The organism is Citrobacter sp. S55_ASV_140 (assembly GCF_018919505.1).
Taxonomy (GTDB): domain Bacteria; phylum Pseudomonadota; class Gammaproteobacteria; order Enterobacterales; family Enterobacteriaceae; genus Citrobacter; species Citrobacter werkmanii.
The window spans coordinates 1-20,190 of record NZ_JAHLQZ010000019.1 but is presented as its reverse complement, the minus strand read 5'-3'; the positions used below and the strand labels follow the sequence as shown (position 1 = coordinate 20,190).

At 53.9% G+C, this 20,190-nt stretch carries 16 protein-coding genes and 2 tRNA genes; 14 read left to right on the top strand and 4 right to left on the bottom strand.

The genetic code is table 11. The features are described 5' to 3' along the window. The first annotated feature begins 39 nt into the window (after positions 1 to 39). Positions 40 to 1,542 (top strand): glutamate/gamma-aminobutyrate family transporter YjeM, encoded by a 1,503-nt coding sequence (yjeM, locus tag KQJ18_RS05380; protein ID WP_038636500.1) that lies wholly within the window; start codon positions 40 to 42, stop codon positions 1,540 to 1,542. Positions 1,543 to 1,636: 94 nt separating this feature from the next. Here the strand turns inward: yjeM and mscM are convergent, their stop codons facing one another. The 3 genes from mscM to rsgA all read right to left on the bottom strand — a co-directional run bounded on the left by mscM (position 1,637) and on the right by rsgA (position 7,081). Continuing rightward, positions 1,637 to 4,951 (bottom strand): miniconductance mechanosensitive channel MscM, encoded by a 3,315-nt coding sequence (gene mscM / locus KQJ18_RS05375; protein ID WP_038636503.1) that lies wholly within the window; start codon positions 4,949 to 4,951, stop codon positions 1,637 to 1,639. Positions 4,952 to 4,968: 17 nt separating this feature from the next. Beyond that, positions 4,969 to 5,937, bottom strand: a complete 969-nt coding sequence (gene asd, locus KQJ18_RS05370; protein WP_061382723.1) for an archaetidylserine decarboxylase — start codon at positions 5,935 to 5,937, stop codon at positions 4,969 to 4,971. Between the two features lie 91 nt (positions 5,938 to 6,028). Beyond that, positions 6,029 to 7,081 carry a small ribosomal subunit biogenesis GTPase RsgA gene (gene rsgA, locus KQJ18_RS05365; RefSeq protein WP_216421614.1) on the bottom strand — a complete coding sequence of 351 codons (1,053 nt, stop codon included), beginning with the start codon at positions 7,079 to 7,081 and terminating at the stop codon, positions 6,029 to 6,031. A gap of 105 nt (positions 7,082 to 7,186) precedes the next feature. Here rsgA and orn point away from each other — a divergent pair, with 105 nt between their 5' ends. From orn to KQJ18_RS05350, 3 genes are all read left to right on the top strand, one after another. Further along, a complete protein-coding gene (gene orn, locus KQJ18_RS05360) occupies positions 7,187 to 7,732 on the top strand; it encodes an oligoribonuclease (RefSeq protein WP_006686300.1) in 546 nt (181 codons plus the stop codon). A 241-nt stretch (positions 7,733 to 7,973) separates the two neighbouring features. Further along, positions 7,974 to 8,049, top strand: a tRNA-Gly gene (locus KQJ18_RS05355). A gap of 156 nt (positions 8,050 to 8,205) precedes the next feature. Further along, positions 8,206 to 8,281: transfer RNA gene (locus KQJ18_RS05350), tRNA-Gly, on the top strand. 268 nt (positions 8,282 to 8,549) lie between these two features. Here the strand turns inward: KQJ18_RS05350 and queG are convergent. After that, a complete protein-coding gene (gene queG, locus KQJ18_RS05345) occupies positions 8,550 to 9,689 on the bottom strand; it encodes a tRNA epoxyqueuosine(34) reductase QueG (protein ID WP_216421613.1) in 1,140 nt (379 codons plus the stop codon). On the opposite strand from queG, the gene nnr reads away from it, so the two are divergent. The 10 genes from nnr to KQJ18_RS05295 all read left to right on the top strand — a co-directional run. Continuing rightward, the gene (gene nnr / locus KQJ18_RS05340) at positions 9,688 to 11,235 is read left to right on the top strand and encodes a bifunctional ADP-dependent NAD(P)H-hydrate dehydratase/NAD(P)H-hydrate epimerase (protein WP_216421611.1); all 1,548 of its coding nucleotides are present in this window, start codon (positions 9,688 to 9,690) and stop codon (positions 11,233 to 11,235) included. The genes queG and nnr overlap by 2 nt on opposite strands. Further along, the gene (gene tsaE / locus KQJ18_RS05335; protein WP_008786002.1) at positions 11,207 to 11,668 is read left to right on the top strand and encodes a tRNA (adenosine(37)-N6)-threonylcarbamoyltransferase complex ATPase subunit type 1 TsaE; all 462 of its coding nucleotides are present in this window, start codon (positions 11,207 to 11,209) and stop codon (positions 11,666 to 11,668) included. Before nnr ends, tsaE begins: the two co-directional genes overlap by 29 nt. A gap of 16 nt (positions 11,669 to 11,684) precedes the next feature. Further along, positions 11,685 to 13,016, top strand: a complete 1,332-nt coding sequence (amiB, locus tag KQJ18_RS05330) for an N-acetylmuramoyl-L-alanine amidase AmiB (RefSeq protein ID WP_199967100.1) — start codon at positions 11,685 to 11,687, stop codon at positions 13,014 to 13,016. A gap of 9 nt (positions 13,017 to 13,025) precedes the next feature. Beyond that, on the top strand, positions 13,026 to 14,879 hold the full coding sequence (gene mutL / locus KQJ18_RS05325; protein WP_085048471.1) for a DNA mismatch repair endonuclease MutL: 1,854 nt from the start codon (positions 13,026 to 13,028) through the stop codon (positions 14,877 to 14,879). Then, entirely contained in the window at positions 14,872 to 15,822 is a 951-nt protein-coding gene (gene miaA, locus KQJ18_RS05320) for a tRNA (adenosine(37)-N6)-dimethylallyltransferase MiaA (protein ID WP_038636521.1), read from the top strand. The genes mutL and miaA overlap by 8 nt, the downstream gene beginning before the upstream one ends. Positions 15,823 to 15,906: 84 nt before the next feature. After that, entirely contained in the window at positions 15,907 to 16,215 is a 309-nt protein-coding gene (gene hfq, locus KQJ18_RS05315) for an RNA chaperone Hfq (RefSeq protein ID WP_003025584.1), read from the top strand. A gap of 74 nt (positions 16,216 to 16,289) precedes the next feature. After that, positions 16,290 to 17,570: a ribosome rescue GTPase HflX gene (hflX, locus tag KQJ18_RS05310; RefSeq protein ID WP_003025589.1), complete on the top strand. Its 1,281-nt coding sequence runs from the start codon at positions 16,290 to 16,292 to the stop codon at positions 17,568 to 17,570. A 120-nt stretch (positions 17,571 to 17,690) separates the two neighbouring features. Then, on the top strand, positions 17,691 to 18,944 hold the full coding sequence (gene hflK / locus KQJ18_RS05305) for an FtsH protease activity modulator HflK (RefSeq protein WP_069324734.1): 1,254 nt from the start codon (positions 17,691 to 17,693) through the stop codon (positions 18,942 to 18,944). Positions 18,945 to 18,946: 2 nt separating this feature from the next. Continuing rightward, positions 18,947 to 19,951 (top strand): protease modulator HflC, encoded by a 1,005-nt coding sequence (gene hflC / locus KQJ18_RS05300; protein ID WP_003830491.1) that lies wholly within the window; start codon positions 18,947 to 18,949, stop codon positions 19,949 to 19,951. 83 nt (positions 19,952 to 20,034) lie between these two features. Then, positions 20,035 to 20,190: DUF2065 domain-containing protein (locus tag KQJ18_RS05295; protein ID WP_216421617.1), on the top strand; the 156-nt coding region annotated here is incomplete at its 3' end.

Below are 20,190 nucleotides of genomic sequence, written 5' to 3'. Positions count from 1 at the left end.
GGCGTTTGTGAAACGCTTGCCAGAGTAAGGGATGGTTTAATGACCCAAACAATAAAAAAGATGAGCCTGATTGGTCTCATCCTTATGATATTTACGTCTGTTTTTGGTTTTGCTAACAGCCCCTCCGCGTTCTATTTAATGGGGTACAGCGCGATTCCATGGTATATATTTTCCGCATTATTATTTTTTATTCCATTTGCTTTAATGATGGCGGAAATGGGTTCCGCCTATCGGAAAGAAGAGGGTGGAATCTATTCGTGGATGAATAATAGCGTTGGGCCACGTTATGCGTTTATCGGCACGTTTATGTGGTTTTCTTCCTATGTGATATGGATGGTCAGCACGGCGGCAAAGGTCTGGGTACCTTTTTCGACCTTCTTATTTGGCGCAGACATGACGCAGCACTGGCGTTTTGCGGGGCTTGAGCCTACGCAGGTTGTCGGGCTGCTCGCCGTCGGCTGGATGATTCTGGTGACCTGCGTGGCCTCACGGGGGATTAATAAGATTGCCCGTATTACGGCTGTAGGTGGAATTGCCGTAATGTGTCTTAATTTAGTTTTGTTGTTAGTGAGTGTCGCTATTTTGTTATTAACGGGTGGCCACTTTGCGCAGGATATTAATTTTATCTCCTCGCCTAATCCGGGATATCAGTCCGGTCTGGCAATGTTGTCATTTGTTGTATTTGCTATTTTTGCTTACGGCGGAATTGAGGCCGTGGGTGGACTGGTAGATAAAACAGAAAAGCCAGAAAAGAACTTCGCGAAAGGGATTGTCTTTGCCGCTATTGTCATTTCTGTCGGTTATTCACTGGCGATATTTTTATGGGGCGTTAGCACCAACTGGCAACAGGTATTAAGTGATGGCTCGGTCAACCTCGGCAACATTACCTATATCCTAATGAAAAGCCTCGGGATGACGTTGGGTAATGCGCTGCACCTTTCCCCGGAAAGCGCGATGGCGTTGGGGGTATGGTTCGCGCGTATCACCGGTCTTTCTATGTTCCTCGCCTATACTGGCGCTTTTTTCACGCTCAGCTACTCGCCGCTGAAAGCGATTATTCAGGGAACGCCGAAGGCATTGTGGCCCGCGCCGATGACCAGGCTGAATGCGGTGGGGATGCCGACGACGGCAATGTGGTTGCAGTGTTTACTGGTGAGCCTGTTTATCCTGCTGGTTTCGTTTGGCGGCGACACGGCCTCAGCGTTTTATAACAAACTGACCCTGATGGCGAACGTCTCAATGACGCTGCCGTATCTGTTCCTTGCGCTGGCTTTCCCATTCTTTAAAGCGCGTACGGACCTGGAAAGGCCGTTTGTGATTTTTAAAACGCGGGCGGCGACGTTACTGACAACAGGCGTGGTGGTATTGGTGGTGACGTTTGCCAACGTGTTCACCATCATCCAGCCGGTGATTGAAGCCGGGGACTGGAACAGCGCATTGTGGATGACCGGCGGCCCGATCTTCTTCTCGCTGCTGGCGATGGCGATTTATCAGAACTATAGCCGTCGCATGGCCAACGAACCTGAGTGGGCGGTGGAGTAACCGTCCTGGCGTATCCGGCCTACAAAGAAGCATTTTCGTAGGCCGGATAAGACCCAACGGGTCGCCATCCGGCATTTCTTGCCTGAATCATGCGCTACAAACTTCCTGCCGGGCGGCTGGCTCTGCCCGCAGAACTTAACGTTCTTCCCGTTTGTTTACCGCCAAGGCTCTCCAGACGCATCTGGAACGGCGGGAATGGCATATCAATACCGTGTTCGCGGAAGCCTGCCAGAATCAGCTGGTGGATCTCATGGCGCAGCGGCATACGGTGTCCCATCTCTGCGGCATAAATACGCAGTTCGAAGATTTGAATCCCCTGCTGCAGATCTACCAGAAAGACTTCTGGCGCCGGGTTATCGATAACCAGCGAACAGCGCTGCGCGGCAGTCAGCAAAATCTGCGTGACCTCCTCGCTGTTAGCCTCTGACGGCGCCGGGATAGTTAACACCACACGGGTGACCGAATCTGACAACGACCAGTTGATAAACTGCTCGGTGATAAAGGCCTTATTGGGCACGATGATCTCTTTGCGGTCCCAGTCGCTGATGGTGGTGGCGCGAGTGTTAATCTTCGTCACGCTACCGGTAAGATCGCGAATGGTCACCGTGTCGCCAATGCGAATCGGTTTCTCAAACAGGATAATCAGGCCGGAAATAAAGTTGGCGAAGATTTCCTGCAAACCAAAGCCCAGACCAACACCGAGAGCAGCCACCAGCCATTGCAGTTTGGACCACTCAATGCCGATCATCGAGAAGCCAACCAGACCGCCAATCAGCATCAGCAAATACTTGGTAATGGTGGTAATGGCGTAACCGGTGCCGGGGGTTAAATCCAGATGTTGCAGCAGCGCCAGCTCCAGCAACGCGGGGAGGTTGCGCACTAACTGGGTGGTGATGATAAATACCAGTATCGCGATGAGCACCGCGCCCAGCGTGATCGGCTCTAAGCTTTCCACGCCTTGCACCGTAGAGGTGACATCCCACAACGAGATGTTTTCCAGGAAGCCAAATGCGGAATGAATTTCCGACCACAGCACAATGACTGAAAGCAGGGCGATAAGCATCAAAATAGAGCGCACCAGACGCAGCGATTGTGCGCTGATCGCGTCGAGATCCACTTCGCTTTCATCAACGTCAATCGCGCCTTCAAGACTGGTGGAGTGCGGCGGTTCTTCTTCACCTCGCGCACGTTGCGCCAGCATTTCGGCGCGTCGATGCTTGGCGCGGTCGAACGCCAGACGGCGGCGTTGGATCAGCATCCAGCGGCGGATGACGTGATACACCACCAGTAACAAGAACCAGATAGCCACGGACGTTTCCAGACGCGCCAGCAAAGCTTGCGATGTGGCGAGATAGCCCACTGCGGCCGCGAGGATGGCAATCAGCGGCGCGCCCATCAGCATATTCCATAGCATGCTGTTGACCATGTTATCGCTGTTGCCCTCTTTATCGAGATACAGCGGTATTCCGGCGCGCTTCAGGCTCAGAGTCACGACCGCCAGTGCGCCGCAAATCAGGATGAAGCACAAGCGTCCCAATGAGGCGGAGAATTCCCGGTCATTGAGGTTATCAAACATAATTACCGCCATGATCAGCGGGACAATCAGTCCGATGCTCATCAGGTAATAGTGCATAGCCTTCGCGACGCGATTACGCGGCCAGCCAAAGTGGGCAATGAACAGACCGTTAGGGCGTGCAAAGGTGGCGCAAATCATCACCGCCCATAGCATGGGCACCGTGGCGGTTACGCCATCGCCGATAGCGACGGCCAACGGATAAGGCCAGGCTTCCTGCAAACCGTAACCCAGGGTGGCCCACAGTACCGGTAGCGGCGAGGCGACGAGTATTGACCAGAATACCGTGCGTATCGTCAGCCAGAAGTGGTCCTGGGTCACCTTACCCACCCGCGCGGACGAGCGTTCAAGAAAACGGGTAAAGTGTTTGCGAGAATAGAGGCTAAATCCAACCAGTACCAACGCACCGAACAGCGGTAGTAGCGTTTCTTTGCTGGTCAGCATCATGATGCTGGCTTTACCTAACTGATTAAAGGTATCTAATGAGATCAGACGCCGCAGATCCTGAACAATGTCGACAGGCCATGAGAGGGAGATAGGGCTGACGTCAGACGTCCAGAACAGATAGCGGTGCGTCGCTTCGTTGACCTCTTTTAGCGCATCTTCCAGTTGGCTATTGGAGACTTTTAGCTTGGTCAGCTCAAGGATCAGCGTATCGCCACCCTGTAACAGAGAGTTCAGCAATTCACGCTGAGTGCGCAACTGGGCGTTGAGGATGCTGCTCTGTTCCGCGGTCAGCGGTTGCCCATCGGCCTGATGGATCTGGCGTAGTTGCGGCTGTTTATTGAGGAGATCTTCATAGCGCATACGATGCACACGTAGCTGCGCCATTTCAGTATCTAACTGCTGAGGTTTGGGCATTTCGGGCAGACGAGACACCTGCGCGCGTAGCGCTTCCCCCAGCATATTCGAGACCCCAAGCCACTGGGATTGTTCGCGCAGCGTATTCAACGCCTGACGCACCTGCAGCGTTTGGCTGGTGGCCTGACGCTGTTGCGACGCGACCAGATCCATACGCTGCGCCTGCTGGTTTAAGGCCTGGGACAGTTCGCGGTTAACCTTGAACTGGTCAACAATGCCTTCGGGCAATCCCGCACTGTTTTCCGCCAGCAGTTCGGTACTCTCCAGCGCTCGCTCAGCTTCACGCTGCCGCTGGCTGTTGAGTTGATTACGTAATGCCTGCAGATAGGCGTCGAGCTGTTGGCTCTGTTTTTCCGCCAGTTCTGAGCGCATACGCGCCAGTTCCTGACGGTTGTTGGCGGAAAGCTGCGCCAGCTCCAGTTCATCGACCAGGGCTTTGAGTTTGGCGGACTCAGCCTGCATCGCCTGATTCTGCGCGGGATTGGCGTTGGCGGTACCAATACGCCGCTCAAGCTCATTTAGTTGGCGGCGGGCATCGGTTTGCTGTTGAGGAAGCTGACTTAACGAGTCGGCGATTTCCCGGGCGCGATCCTGCTCCTGCTGGGCCTGACGACTCTTTTCCAGCAACTGACTGCTGACCTGGAGGATCTCCTGGTTTAACGCATCAGTTGTCAGTCCGGTTGGTACGTTGCGCGGTTCGTCACGCAGATTGCTAAGCTGTGCGCGTAGCGTTGCGGAGAGCTTGGGGAAGTTATCAATAACCTGCTGGTATTGCGCGGCGCGCTCGAGAGAGCCTTTCCGCTCCTCAAGGGCATTCAGCGCGGACTGGAGCGCCTCGACGGTTTCTGGCTGAGCGGGTTTCGCCGCCTTGGCCTGCTCCAGTTCCTGGGTGAGTTGTTTGGCGTCGGGGGCCGTCGCAGCGTACGCCCCCAGGCTGAGGCACCAGGCCATCAGAAAAGTGATAATCAGGCGCACAGCAGCGATTCCTATGTTTAAGTTTCGTCTTTTTTGTCGTCAACCAGCGGGCTGGCGTCGTGTTCTGCTTCGATCTCTTCTTTCGGCAGCGGGGCAGGTTCTGCCTCTGGCGTCACGAAAGTCTCGGTTGAGATGGCCATTGGCTGACCGATTTTCGTGACTGAAAGGTCCTGCAATTGCTCAACCAGGTTAACTTTGCCCGGTGCGAACAGGTTGATGACGGTGGAACCGAGCTTAAAGCGGCCCATTTCCTGACCTTTCAGCAGTGCCACCGACCCTTCGCTTTCGCCTTCAGGCCAGGTCCAGCGTTTAATTACGCCTTCACGCGGTGGGGTAATGGTGCCAGCCCATACGGTTTCAATGCTGCCAACGATAGTCGCCCCGACCAGAATTTGCACCATCGGGCCAAACTCGGTATCAAACAGGCAAATAACGCGTTCGTTACGGGCAAACAGATTCGGTACGTTTTGCGCTGTCAGGATGTTTACAGAGAAGAGGTCGCCTGGCACGTACATCATTTCGCGCAGGATACCGTTACATGGCATATGTACCCGGTGGTAATCGCGTGGTGATAAGTAAGTGGTCACAAACGTACCGTTGCGGAATTTGTCCGCCATCTGATAGTTGCCGGCCAGCAGCGCTTCAAGCGTATAGCTGTGCCCTTTGGCCTGTAACAGCTTGTCTTCTTCGATGTTACCTAACTGATTGATCACGCCGTCGGCAGGCATGACCAGTACATTCGGATCGGTATTGATTGGACGAGCCTCGTCGCGCAGGGGACGAACAAAGAAGTCGTTAAAGGTGCGATAGCTGGCGGTATCCGGCTTTTGCGCCTCTTTCATATCGACCTTGTAATATTTCACGAACAGATCGATCACCAGTTTGGTCAGCCATCCCGCTCGTTTGCTCGCACCCCAGCCCGCCAGGCGAGTGAGCCATAGTTTCGGCAGAATGTATTGTAGCGAAAGCTTAAATGAGTTTAACAAGGTAGCCTCCAGGCCATAATTTGTTCCCGATCCGGCATATGGGCCGGATCCTGAAAAAGGGGGACGATTCTAGCGATGCTTAGCTTAGTTGTCAGTTGTCAGTATCAGAAAAGTTTTTACGCGTTTTTACCTGCGCCATGCTTTCCAGGATGCGGTGATAATTTTCAAACCGAGTTTCGGCTATTTCCCCTTTTTCTACAGCCTCACGGATAGCGCAGCCTGGATCGGCATCATGCTTGCAGTCGCGATATTTGCAATGACCCAGGTAGTCATGGAATTCGACAAAGCCATGGGTGATTTGTTCCGGTTCCAGATGCCACAGTCCGAACTCGCGTACGCCAGGGGAGTCGATAATGTCGCCGCCGTGCGGGAAGTGATACAGGCGAGAAGCGGTGGTGGTGTGCTGCCCAAGACCGGAGTTGTCGGAGACATCGTTGGTCAGGATCGCTTCCTGCAGGCCGAGAAGGTTATTGAGCAGGCTGGATTTACCTACACCCGACTGGCCGGCAAAAATGCTGATACGACCGGTTAACGCTTCTTCAAGCGGTTTCAGACCGTCTTTCGTGCGGCTTGATACCATCAATACGCGATAGCCAATGTTGCGATAGATATCCATCTGTTCGTTAACAAAGGCCATGCCTTCGGCATCCAGCAGATCGATCTTATTCAGTACGATAATCGGTTCGACGTGTAGCGTTTCGCAGGCAACCAGATAGCGGTCGATAATATTAAGTGACAGCTCCGGTAAGATGGCTGAGACAATAACGATCTGATCGATATTGGCGGCAATGGGTTTTACCCCATCGTAAAAGTCAGGACGTGTGAGCACCGAGGTACGTTCGTGAACCGCCTCAACGATGCCTTTGACATTTACCCCTTCTGCTGCCGCTTTACCTGGACGCCAGACTACGCGATCGCCGGTAACCAGCGAACGAATTGTGCGGCGGATGTTGCAGCGGTGAATATCACCGTCAGCAGACTCCACGTCGGCATGCATGCCAAAACGGCTGATAACGATGCCTTCAGCGGTTTCGCCAAACAGGTTGTCGTCGTAGTCTGGCTTCTCCGCGGACGTTTTAAGACGACGCTGGTGATTGGCGTTCACACGGCGCTGTTGGCCTTTGGAGAGTTTATTCTTACTCAATCGGACTGGCTCCTGGTCGCCCATGATGGGCAAAACATTTATGATACACGCAATTTTAGATGAATATAGTCACACTGAATGTGACGCTGAAGGGTGGAAAATAGCATGAGTGCCAATGAAAACAACCTGATTTGGATCGATCTGGAGATGACTGGTCTGGATCCCGAGCGCGATCGCATTATTGAAATCGCCACACTGGTGACGGATGCCAACTTAAATATTCTGGCTGAAGGACCGACGATTGCGGTACACCAGTCTGACGAACAACTGGCATTAATGGATGACTGGAACGTACGTACGCACACCGGGAGCGGGCTGGTGGAGCGCGTGAAGGCAAGCACCATGGGCGATCGCGAAGCAGAACTGGCTACGCTGGCATTTTTGCAAGAATGGGTTCCGGCAGGAAAATCACCTATCTGCGGCAACAGCATCGGGCAGGATCGTCGTTTCCTGTTTAAATACATGCCGGAGCTGGAAGCGTATTTCCATTATCGCTATCTCGACGTCAGCACGCTGAAGGAACTGGCGCGTCGTTGGAAGCCGGAGATCCTTGCTGGCTTCACCAAGCAGGGAACGCATCAGGCGATGGATGATATTCGTGAGTCGGTTGCTGAGCTGGCTTACTACCGCGAACATTTTATTAAGCTTTGATTTTATGGATTGCCGGGTGGCGGTTGCGCCTTACCCGGCCTACGAAAATCGTTCCTGCGAGCTTGCACTAAGTCAGGATTGTCGCTAAATTAAACGACTTGCCGATAAATTCAGCACTTAAACGAAAAAACAAGAAAATCGCTTTTAGGGGGGTTGCAGCTAAACGGATTTCTCGTATAATGCGCCTCCCGTAACGACAGAGAATTACGCGTTACGGCAGCAACAAAAGCAGTACAGATTTGCGGGAATAGCTCAGTTGGTAGAGCACGACCTTGCCAAGGTCGGGGTCGCGAGTTCGAGTCTCGTTTCCCGCTCCAAAATTTGAAAGTGCTTATTAAGCACAGACCACCAATCGCAGGATTTCGAATTGCGACAAGGCGGCAACTGAATGAGTCCTCAGGAGCTTACTGAAGTAAGTGACTAAGGCGAGTGAAGGCAGCCAACGCAGTAGCGGTTCGAAAGACGAAGATTATGCGGGAATAGCTCAGTTGGTAGAGCACGACCTTGCCAAGGTCGGGGTCGCGAGTTCGAGTCTCGTTTCCCGCTCCAAATTCTTACCTCAAAAAAATATCCACAACGAAGAATCGCGTTGGGGACGTTTTGTTTCGTCGTTGACATACTCTTGTAAACAGACTTATCCACAGGCCCGGGTATTATTCCTGGAATGCAAAAAACTTCGCCTGGTTAATAGTATCATTTTAACCCATTGAAATTATTGGATTAATTATCATTTCAAATTGTTAATGCGATCACTTGACGATTTTTTCCCTCTTGAATATCAATGTGTTTTTATTTTTATACACAAGCTGTGGATGACTTAAGCGTCGCGCGGTAGACCCTTTTCGATGACCCTGACTAAACGTTGTTTCTTCGGCAACTGCACCTCAACTACGCAGGCGTTTCGCTTCTCAATTTGCTGAGCAACCGCCCACTCTATGTGTTCGTCGAGAAGTGGGTGCTCACCTCTACGGTTTTCCAGGGCGTTAATTACGGCTTCATCCCAGGGTGCATTGCCCAACGCAACAGCGATATTTCGTAGCCAGCGCAGATGACCAATACGACGAATGGCAGACCCCTCAGTGACTTTTAAAAACCACGCTTCGCTCCAGCTAAACAGCTCTATTAACTCCGGAGCATGAAGCTGCTTGCGTGGGCTAAAGTCATCCTCGACCGTCAACTGCGAATAGCGGTTCCAGGGACAAATGAGCTGACAATCATCGCAGCCGTAAATGCGATTCCCCAACAAGGGACGAAACGCTTCCGGGATAGCGCCCTCCAGTTCGATAGTGAGATAAGAGATACAACGGCGAGCATCTACGGTGTAGGGTTCAACGATGGCCCCGGTGGGACAGATGGTCATACAGGCGACACATTTCCCGCATCCTTCTTCTACTGGCTTATCGACCGGCAAGGGCAAGTCGATCAGTAATTCACCGAGGAAGAAAAATGAACCGGCTTCGCGATTAAGGATAAGTGAGTGCTTACCTGTCCAGCCAAGCCCGGCTTTTTCCGCCAGCGGACGCTCAAGAATGGGCGCGGAATCGACAAAAGGTCTAAAATTCAGCGAAACGCAGTGTTGTTGAATCATCTCGCCCAGCTTTTTTAAGCGGTTACGCAGCAGCTTATGGTAGTCGCGCCCAAGCGCGTAGCGACTGACGTAACCCAGAGAGGGATTTTTCAACGTACTGGCAAAGGCCGCGTTGGCAGGGAGATAGTTCATACGTACGCTGATGACACGTAGCGTACCGGGCAATAATTCGTGAGGTCGGGCGCGCATCATGCCGTGACGGGCCATCCAGTCCATCTCGCCGTGATAGTGTTGATCCAGCCAGGCCTGCAGTTTGGGCTCCGCTTCGCTGAGGTCGGTATCGGCAATACCGACCTGCTGAAAGCCAAGCTCCAGCCCCCACTGCTTAATATTTTGCGCTAACTGATTGAGATCGAGGGGCTCTGACATGACGGACCATACAATGAAGAAAAACCCCGCAAGTATACCACACTCCATCTGGTACGCCGATGACATCAGGCGGATGGAGCGAGAGGCGGCAGACAGCTTAGGGCTGACGTTGTACGAACTGATGCAACGGGCGGGAGAGGCCGCGTTTCAGGTCGCCCGCGAAGCCTATCCGCACGCTCAACACTGGCTGGTGCTGTGCGGTCATGGCAACAACGGCGGCGATGGCTACGTAGTGGCAAGGCTTGCCAAAGCGCAGGGACTTGAGGTCACGCTGCTGGCGCAAGAGAGTGACAAACCGCTCCCGGAGGAAGCACAGCAGGCGCGCGATGCCTGGCTTAACGCCGGTGGCGTCATTCATGCTGCGGATATCACCTGGCCTGGTAGCGTGGACGTCATCATCGACGCGCTGTCAGGGACTGGCTTAAAACACGCGCCGCGTGAGGCTCTCTCGGTATTGATTGAACGTGCCAATACTTACCCAGCCCCCATCGTGGCGATAGATATTCCTTCCGGCCTGCTGGCGCAAACAGGGGCGACACCGGGTGCGGTCATCAATGCGGCGCATACCGTCACCTTTATTGCGCTCAAACCAGGCCTGTTAACCGGTAAAGCGCGCGATGTCACCGGACGCCTACATGTTAACGCGCTTGGGCTGGACGACTGGCTGGCTGGGCAGAATGCGCCAATTCAACGTTTTGATGCTCTACAGCTTGCGAACTGGCTGACGCCACGCCGACCTACCTCGCACAAAGGTTCCCACGGTCGGCTGGTGATTATCGGCGGGGACCACGGGACGGCAGGCGCAATACGTATGGCCGGTGAAGCGGCGCTGCGTGCAGGAGCCGGGCTGGTCAAAGTGCTGACCCGCAGTGAAAACATCGCTCCGATTCTGACCGCCAGGCCGGAACTGATGGTTGATACGCTAACGCCGCAGACTCTGGATGAAAGCCTGGCGTGGGCGGATGTTGTCGTCATTGGCCCTGGGCTCGGTCAGCAGGAGTGGGGCAAAAAAGCGCTGCAAAAGGTCGAGAATTTTCGCAAACCGATGCTCTGGGATGCCGATGCGCTGAACCTGCTGGCAATCAACCCCGATAAACGTCACAATCGCGTGATCACGCCGCATCCGGGAGAAGCCGCGCGACTACTGGGCTGTTCCATTGCAGAAATTGAAGACGATCGCTTACTTTGTGCACAACGTCTGGTAAAACGGTACGGAGGCGTGGTAGTGCTGAAAGGCGCGGGTACGGTTGTTGCTGCTGAACCGGCTGAGTTGGGTATTATTGCTACCGGCAATGCAGGCATGGCCAGCGGCGGAATGGGTGATGTGCTTTCCGGTATTATTGGCGCATTGCTCGGACAGAAGCTTACCCCGTATGATGCAGCATGTGCGGGATGTGTTGCGCACGGTGCGGCGGCGGATGTGCTGGCGGCGCGTTTTGGTTCGCGCGGCATGCTGGCGACCGATCTCTTTACTACGCTACAGCGTATTGTTAACCCTGATGTGATTGACGTTTATCATGATGAATCGAGTAATTCCACTACCTGATGAACAGGCGACTTTAGACCTGGGACTGCGGGTAGCCAAAGCCTGTGACGGCGCGACGGTTATTTATTTGTACGGCGACCTGGGAGCGGGCAAAACCACTTTTAGCCGTGGATTCCTGCAGGCGTTAGGTCACAAAGGTAATGTCAAAAGCCCGACTTACACGCTGGTTGAACCCTATTCGCTCGATAATTTGATGGTTTATCACTTCGATCTGTATCGACTTGCGGACCCGGAGGAGCTGGAATTTATGGGGATCCGCGATTATTTTGCCAATGATGCCATCTGCCTGGTGGAATGGCCGCAACAAGGTAAAGGTGTTCTGCCAGACCCGGACGTCGAAATACACATCGAATACCAGGCACAAGGTCGAGAGGCGCGCGTAAGCGCAGTCTCCTCATCGGGTGATTTATTGCTGGCGCGTTTAGCCGATTAACCTTAAGGGTGGCGGGATGATTTATCGCATCAGAAACTGGCTGATGGCAACCCTGGTCCTGCTGTGCGCGCAGGCAGGGGCCGCCAGCCTCTCCGATCTTCAGGTTTCCAACGGCGATCAACAGGCGCGGATTACGCTGAGTTTTATCGGCGATCCTGAATACGCCGTTTCGCAGGATGGGAAACGAACCGTCGCGCTGGATATTAAACAAACCGGTGTGATTCAGGGATTACCGTTGCTGTTTAGCGGTAATAATCTGGTCAAATCTATCCGTTCCGGTACGCCAAAAGACGCGCAGTCTCTGCGCCTGCTGGTGGATTTAACCGAGAACGGCAAAGCCGATGCCGTAAAACGCCAGAACGGCGGTAATTATACCGTCGTGTTTACCATCAAGGCCGATGCGCCACCGCCGCCTCCACCGCCTCCGGTGGTTGCGAAACGTGTCGAAGCGCCGGTTGTCGCCCCGCGCTCTGCCGAGCCTGCACGTAATCCGTTTAAAGCGGAAAACGATCGCACTACGGCGGTTACCAGCAGTAATACGTCCACGCGACCTGCGGCGCGCGCCAGCACCAATAGCGGCGACAAAGTGGTTATTGCCATTGATGCCGGGCATGGCGGACAGGATCCCGGCGCAATTGGTCCCGGCGGTACGCGTGAGAAAAATGTCACGATTGCCGTGGCGCGTAAACTACGCAGTTTGCTGAATGATGACCCGATGTTTAAAGGCGTCCTCACCCGCGATGGCGATTACTTCATCTCGGTCATGGGACGTTCCGACGTTGCGCGTAAACAAAACGCCAACTTCCTGGTTTCGATTCATGCTGACGCCGCGCCAAACCGGGATGCCACTGGCGCTTCCGTCTGGGTACTGTCAAACCGCCGGGCGAACAGTGAAATGGCTGGCTGGCTGGAACAGCATGAGAAGCAATCAGAATTGTTAGGTGGTGCGGGCGATGTGCTGGCCAACAGCCAGGCCGATCCTTACCTCAGCCAGGCCGTGCTGGATCTGCAGTTCGGTCATTCGCAACGCGTCGGGTATGATGTGGCGACCAGCATGATCGGTCAGTTAGAACGTATTGGCTCAATGCATAAACGTCGGCCGGAACACGCCAGTCTTGGGGTACTCCGTTCGCCGGATATCCCGTCAGTGCTGGTTGAAACTGGCTTTATCAGTAACAACAGCGAAGAGCGTCTGTTGGCGAGCGATGATTACCAGCAGCAACTGGCCGAGGCGATTTACAAAGGATTACGTAACTATTTCCAGGCGCACCCGATGCAAACCGGGCCGCAGGGCGCACCGGCGCAAACCGCCAGCGCCGTGTCGCCTGGCAACACGTTAACAAATTAAGGATTAGCCATGCCGATTCAGGTTCTACCGCCACAGTTGGCGAACCAGATTGCCGCGGGCGAGGTGGTAGAACGGCCTGCGTCAGTGGTGAAAGAACTGGTGGAAAACAGTATCGATGCCGGCGCGACGCGTATTGATATTGATATCGAACGCGGCGGCGCGAAGCTTATTCGTATTCGTGACAACGGCTGCGGGATTAAAAAAGACGAGCTGGCGCTGGCGCTGGCGCGTCATGCCACCAGTAAAATTGCCTCGCTTGACGATCTCGAAGCCATCGTGAGCCTTGGGTTTCGCGGCGAAGCGTTAGCCAGTATTAGCTCGGTCTCTCGTTTAACCCTGACGTCGCGCACGCAAGAGCAGCCTGAAGCCTGGCAAGCCTATGCTGAAGGACGCGACATGGATGTCACGGTTAAACCCGCCGCGCATCCGGTGGGTACCACGCTGGAGGTGTTGGATCTGTTCTACAACACCCCGGCGCGGCGCAAGTTTATGCGCACCGAGAAAACCGAATTTAATCATATCGATGAGATTATCCGCCGCATTGCGCTGGCGCGTTTTGATGTGACGATTAATTTGTCGCACAACGGCAAAGTGGTGCGTCAGTACCGTGCAGTGGCTGCGGATGGACAAAAAGAGCGCCGTCTGGGCGCGATTTGCGGTATGCCGTTTCTGGAACATGCGCTGGCGATTGAATGGCAGCATGGCGATTTGACGCTACGGGGCTGGGTAGCCGATCCTCACCACACAACGACGGCGCTGGCGGAAATCCAGTACTGTTACGTGAATGGCAGGATGATGCGTGACCGCCTGATCAACCACGCTATCCGCCAGGCCTGTGAAGATAAGCTGGGCGCCGATCAGCAGCCGGCATTTGTTTTATATCTGGAAATCGATCCGCATCAGGTGGATGTTAATGTGCATCCCGCCAAACATGAAGTCCGTTTCCATCAGTCGCGTCTGGTGCATGATTTTATCTACCAGGGCGTATTGAGCGTTCTGCAACAGCAGCTTGAAACGCCGCTGCCGTTGGCGGATGACGACGAACCTGCGCCACGGCACATCCCGGAAAACCGCGTTGCAGCCGGACGTAACCATTTTGCCGAGCCCGCTCCGGCGCGTGAAGCTGCTGCACCTCGCTACTCTGCCCCCGCTGGTGGTGGTGGTCGTCAGGCGGGCGCCAACTGGCCTCATGCCCAGCCTGGATATCAAAAGCAGCAGGGTGAGATTTATCAGCAACTGCTGCAGACGCCAGTTCCAACGCGTAAAGCGCCGGTATCTGAAGCGCCATCGGCTCCTCTGACCGGTAACAGTCAGGGGTTTGGTCGGGTGCTAACGATTGTCGGTGCGGACTGCGCGTTACTCGAATGCGATGGTCATATTCGGTTACTGGCATTACCTGTGGCGGAACGTTGGCTGCGTCAGGCGCAATTAACGCCGGGACAGGGGGCTGTTTGCGCCCAACCATTACTGATTCCTTTACGTCTAAAAGTGACCGCCGATGAAAAAGCGGCGCTGCAGAAAGGGCAGAGCCAACTGGCCGATCTGGGCATTGAATTTCAACTGGATGCGCAGCATGTGACCATCCGGGCAGTGCCTTTACCCTTACGCCAACAAAATTTACAAATCTTGATTCCTGAACTGATAGGCTACCTGGCGCAGCAGTCCGTATTCGAGCCGGGCAATATTGCACAGTGGATTGCACGTAACCTGATTAGCGAGCATCCGCAGTGGAGCATGGCCCAGGCGATTACGCTGTTAGCGGATGTTGAGCGGCTTTGCCCACAACTCGTGAAGGCGCCGCCGGGTGGTCTGTTACAACCTGTTGATTTACATTCGGTAATGAATGCCCTGAAACATGAGTGATACCCGTAAGGCGAGCCTGCCAAAGGCGATTTTTTTAATGGGGCCAACGGCCTCCGGTAAAACAGCGCTCGCAATTGAATTGCGTAAAGTTTTGCCTGTAGAGTTGATAAGCGTTGATTCCGCCCTTATTTACAAAGGGATGGATATCGGTACAGCCAAGCCTGATGCAGATGAATTACAGGCCGCGCCGCACCGATTACTGGATATTCGCGATCCGTCGCAAGCGTACTCTGCTGCGGATTTTCGCCGCGATGCGTTAGCCGAGATGGCCGATATCACCGCCGCGGGGCGTATCCCGCTGCTGGTGGGCGGCACAATGTTATATTTCAAAGCCTTGCTTGAAGGGCTGTCGCCGTTACCGTCGGCGGACCCGGACGTCAGGGCCAGAATTGAGCAGCAGGCGGCAGAGCATGGGTGGGATGCGTTACACCGACAGCTTCAGGAGATCGATCCCGTAGCTGCCGCGCGTATTCATCCAAATGATCCGCAAAGACTTTCCCGGGCACTGGAAGTTTTTTTCATTTCGGGTAAAACTTTAACGGAGCTGACGCAAACGTCAGGAGATGCTTTGCCGTATGAGGTGCATCAGTTTGCAATCGCCCCGGCGAGCCGTGAACTGCTCCATCAGCGAATTGAGCAGCGTTTTCATCAGATGTTAGCTTCAGGTTTTGAAGCAGAAGTCCGGGCGCTTTTTGCCCGTGGAGATTTGCATACGGATTTGCCTTCCATTCGTTGTGTCGGGTATCGCCAGATGTGGTCATACATTGAAGGCGAAATTTCATACGATGAAATGGTTTATAGAGGTGTTTGCGCCACGAGGCAGTTGGCGAAGCGGCAGGTGACCTGGTTGCGTGGTTGGGAAGGGGTGCACTGGCTTGACAGTGAAAAGCCTGACCAGGCGCGAAACGAAGTATTACAGGTTGTTGGTGCTATCGCGAACTGAATGTGTACAATTGAAACGTATCGTGCGCAATTTTTCAGAATCGAAAGGTTCAAAGTACAAATAAGCATATAAGGAAAAGAGAGAATGGCTAAGGGGCAATCTTTACAAGATCCGTTCCTGAACGCACTGCGTCGGGAACGTGTTCCAGTTTCTATTTATTTGGTGAATGGTATTAAGCTGCAAGGTCAAATCGAGTCTTTTGATCAGTTCGTGATCCTGTTGAAAAACACGGTCAGCCAGATGGTTTATAAGCACGCGATTTCTACTGTTGTCCCGTCTCGCCCGGTTTCCCATCACAGCAATAATGCCACCGGCGGCACTGGCAGCAACTACCATCACGGTAGCAACGCGCAAGGTTCATCTGCGCAACAGGACAGCGAAGAAACCGAATAAGGTTGATTGCTGTTTTACATACGGGGAGCCAGCGAACCTGCGTTCCCCGTTGATACATATTAAGGGGTTGACGCTTGTTTGACCGTTATGATGCCGGTGAGCAGGCGGTACTGGTACACATCTATTTTTCGCAAGACAAAGATATGGAAGATCTCCAGGAGTTTGAATCTCTGGTCTCTTCCGCCGGTGTCGAAGCAATGCAGGTGATTACCGGGAGCCGTAAAGCACCGCACCCGAAGTATTTTGTTGGTGAAGGCAAGGCAATCGAAATTGCCGAAGCCGTAAAAGCGACTGGCGCTGCGGTGGTGATTTTTGATCATGCTCTAAGCCCTGCCCAGGAACGTAACCTGGAACAATTGTGCCAGTGTCTGGTTATCGACAGGACTGGTCTTATTCTGGATATTTTTGCCCAGCGTGCGCGAACCCATGAGGGTAAGTTGCAGGTTGAGCTGGCGCAACTGCGCCATATGGCTACGCGTTTGGTCCGTGGCTGGACCCACCTTGAAAGGCAAAAGGGCGGGATTGGTTTGCGCGGTCCGGGTGAAACCCAGCTCGAAACCGACCGTCGTTTGCTGCGTAATCGCATTTTGCAGATACAGTCGCGCCTGGAAAAAGTTGAAAAGCAACGTGAGCAGGGGCGACAGTCGCGTAAGAAAGCGGATGTCCCGACCGTATCACTGGTGGGATATACCAACGCCGGAAAATCCACCCTGTTCAACCAGATAACTGAAGCCCGGGTCTACGCAGCGGATCAACTGTTTGCGACCCTGGACCCGACCCTGCGGCGGATCGACGTCGCGGATGTCGGTGAAACCGTGCTGGCGGATACCGTAGGGTTTATCCGTCACTTACCGCACGACCTGGTGGCGGCTTTTAAAGCCACCTTGCAGGAAACACGTCAGGCGACATTGCTGCTGCACGTTATTGATGCAGCAGATTTTCGTGTGCAAGAAAACATCGAGGCCGTCGATACGGTGCTTGAGGAGATCGATGCGCATGAGATCCCAACCCTGCTGGTGATGAATAAAATCGATATGCTGGATGACTTTGAACCGCGTATCGACAGGGATGAAGAGAATAAACCCATTCGCGTTTGGGTTTCAGCGCAAACGGGAATAGGTATACCACAGCTTTTTCAGGCTTTGACTGAGCGGCTTTCCGGTGAGGTGGCGCAGCATACGTTGCGTTTGCCGCCGCAGGAAGGGCGTCTGAGAAGCCGGTTTTATCAACTTCAGGCAATAGAAAAAGAGTGGATGGAGGAGGACGGCAGCGTAGGTCTGCAGGTTCGTATGCCGATCGTAGACTGGCGTCGCCTCTGTAAACAAGAACCGGCACTGGAAGACTATGTTGTCTGATCTGACGGATATGGCCTGAAGATTTTTTCGCCTCTATACCTTGTGGATTTTGCGTAGCCAACGCATCGGCAGCACAAAAGACGCAGGTATAGCATCGCATAACAAATATGGAGCACAAAAATGGCGTGGAATCAGCCCGGTAATAACGGACAAGACCGCGACCCGTGGGGAAGCAGCAAACCTGGCGGCAACCCTGAGGGAAATGGAAACAAAGGTGGGCGCGATCAGGGACCTCCCGATCTGGATGATATCTTCCGCAAACTGAGCAAAAAGCTCGGTGGTCTGGGCGGCGGTAAAGGTACTGGTTCTGGCGGCGGTAGTTCATCGCAAGGTCCGCGTCCGCAACTGGGCGGTCGGGTCTTTACTATCGCTGCGGCCGCTATCGTCATAATCTGGGCGGCCAGCGGTTTCTACACCATTAAAGAAGCGGAACGCGGCGTGGTGACACGCTTCGGTAAATTCAGCCATTTGGTTGAGCCGGGTCTGAACTGGAAACCGACCTTTATCGACGAAGTGACTCCGGTCAACGTTGAAGCCGTGCGTGAACTTGCCGCATCTGGCGTCATGCTGACATCTGACGAAAACGTTGTGCGCGTTGAAATGAACGTGCAGTACCGCGTGACCGATCCGCAGCGTTACCTGTTTAGCGTAACCAGCGCGGATGACAGCCTGCGTCAGGCAACCGACAGCGCACTACGTGGCGTTATCGGGAAGTACACTATGGACCGTATCCTGACCGAAGGGCGTACCGTTATTCGTAGCGATACCCAGCGTGAACTGGAAGAAACGATCCGTCCGTACAACATGGGTATCACCCTGCTGGACGTCAACTTCCAGGCCGCACGTCCGCCGGAAGAGGTAAAAGCTGCGTTTGACGATGCGATTGCCGCGCGCGAAAACGAACAGCAGTACATCCGTGAAGCGGAAGCGTACACCAACGAAGTTCAGCCGCGTGCGAACGGTCAGGCGCAGCGTATTCTGGAAGAAGCGCGTGCTTACAAAACGCAAACCATCCTGGAAGCTCAGGGTGAAGTGGCGCGCTTCGCGAAAATTCTGCCGGAATATAAAGCCGCGCCGCAAATTACTCGCGAGCGTCTGTATATCGAGACCATGGAAAAAGTGCTGAGCAATACCCGCAAAGTCCTGGTTAACGATAAAGGCAGCAATCTGATGGTTCTGCCGCTGGATCAAATGCTGAAAGGCGGTAGTGCGCCAGCAGCAAAGAGTGACAGCAGTTCAAACCTGCTGCGTCTGCCGCCAGCGACGACCTCCAGCACTGGAGCAAGCAACACCTCGTCCACCAGTCAGGGCGATATTATGGACCAACGCCGCGCGAACGCGCAGCGTAACGACTACCAGCGTCAGGGGGAATAACGATGCGTAAGTCAGTTATTGCGATTATCATCATCGTTCTGGTAGTTCTGTTCATGTCTGTCTTTGTGGTCAAAGAAGGCGAGCGCGGTATTACGCTGCGCTTTGGTAAAGTTCTGCGTGACGATGAAAACAAGCCGCTGGTTGTTGCACCTGGCCTGCACTTCAAGATTCCGTTTATTGAATCAGTGAAGATGCTGGATGCGCGTATTCAGACCATGGACAACCAGGCCGATCGCTTTGTCACCAAAGAGAAGAAAGACCTGATCGTTGACTCCTACATCAAGTGGCGCATCAGTGACTTTAGCCGTTACTACCTGGCAACGGGCGGTGGCGATGTTTCTCAGGCAGAAGTCCTGCTGAAACGTAAGTTCTCTGACCGTCTGCGTTCTGAAATCGGTCGTCTCGACGTGAAAGACATCGTTACCGATTCCCGTGGTCGTCTGACTCTGGAAGTCCGTGACGCGCTGAACTCCGGTTCTGCTGGTACGGAAGATGAAGTCGCGACGCCGGCGGCGGATAGTGCGATTGCCGAAGCGGCTGAGCGTGTTCAGGCTGAAACGAACGGTAAAGTTCCGGTCATCAACCCGAACAGTATGGCGGCGTTGGGGATCGAAGTGGTTGACGTGCGTATTAAGCAAATCAACCTGCCTGCGGAAGTCTCTGAGGCTATCTATAACCGTATGCGCGCTGAGCGTGAAGCGGTAGCCCGTCGCCATCGTTCACAAGGTCAGGAAGAAGCGGAAAAACTGCGTGCAACGGCGGATTACGAAGTAACGAAAACGCTGGCAGAATCTGAGCGTCAGGGCCGCATTATGCGCGGTGAAGGCGATGCAGAAGCCGCTAAACTGTTTGCCGACGCGTTCAGCCAGGATCCTGACTTCTACGCCTTCATCCGTAGCCTGCGTGCTTATGAGAAGAGCTTCGAAGGTAACCAGGACGTGATGGTCATGAGCCCGGACAGCGATTTCTTCCGCTACATGAAGACACCGAATACCGCGACACGCTAAAATAGTTTCAGCGGTTTTAAACCAGCAAAACCACCGGCGTCCCCAGGGATGCGGTGGTTTTCTTTTTTATATAAGGACGATGGATGAATTCAACAATTTGGCTGGCACTCGCGCTGGTTTTGGTGCTGGAAGGTCTGGGTCCGATGCTTTATCCCGGCGCATGGAAGAAAATGATCTCCGCGATGGCGCAACTCCCCGAAAATACTTTGCGTCGTTTTGGTGGAGGTCTTGTGGTTGCG